The organism is Shewanella sp. ZOR0012 (genome assembly GCF_000798835.1).
Lineage (GTDB): Bacteria > Pseudomonadota > Gammaproteobacteria > Enterobacterales > Shewanellaceae > Shewanella > Shewanella xiamenensis.
This window is the reverse complement of record NZ_JTLE01000088.1, coordinates 3,211-4,041: the sequence shown is the minus strand read 5'-3', so window position 1 is coordinate 4,041 and position 831 is coordinate 3,211. Positions and strand designations below refer to the sequence as shown.

Here is an 831-nt window from a genome sequence, read left to right as displayed (position 1 = left end):
CCTCTGAATGTGCCGACTGTTGAGCTAAATGATCGTAAAGCCGCTTTTCAAGGGAAAGATAATTAAACCATGAAGTAATCCCATAAACGGCCGCCATGATAAGAATCAAAGGCAGCGCAATATGGGATAAAATTTTGCTGCGGAAAGTACGAAGTTTACTTTTATCCATGGCGTCGCCTCAAAGCCCCCGTTTTAAGTCCCCCCCTTTTTGGGGTAGCTCTTATAAAGTAAACGAAGAACGCTGTGGCGACAATCTCAAAGTTAAAATAATGTGAACTAATATATTGTTTTCACAACATTAATAAACAGGGTTTAGCGTACGGTTAGTGAATGTTCGAACAAAATAGCTTTGGGTTTCAGCAATGATAATGTGCCGCAATCCAATAATCGCAATCAAATTAGGTATGGCCATTAAGCCATTTACCGTATCAGCCAGTAACCAAATCACATCCAACTTGATAAAAGCCCCACCAGCAATCAGGCCTAAAAACAAGATTTGATAGGCACGCAGCCCGCGCTCGCCCACTAAGTAGTACCAGCAACGTTCACCATAGTAATGCCAGCCTAAAATGGTCGTAAACGCAAAGCAGACCAAGGCGATAGTGACTAAATACTGGCCGATGGCCGCGGAGCCACCTAAGCTAAACGCCGCACTGGTCATGGCCGCGCCCGCAGTGTCACCGCTCCATACCCCAGTGATGATAAGCACTAATCCCGTCATAGTGCAGATGATAATAGTATCGAAAAAGGTGCCAGTCATACTCACTAAGCCCTGCTCGACGGGCTCATTGGTTTTTGCCGCAGCCGCAGCAATGGGCGCACTGCCTAAGC

Annotated in this window: 1 protein-coding gene; it reads right to left on the bottom strand. The window is 46.1% G+C overall.

Going from position 1 to position 831, the window contains the following annotated elements; all coding sequences use genetic code 11:
* Window positions 1-298: 298 nt before the first annotated feature.
* Window positions 299-831: alanine:cation symporter family protein (locus L976_RS01775; protein WP_047533614.1), on the bottom strand; the 533-nt coding region annotated here is incomplete at its 5' end.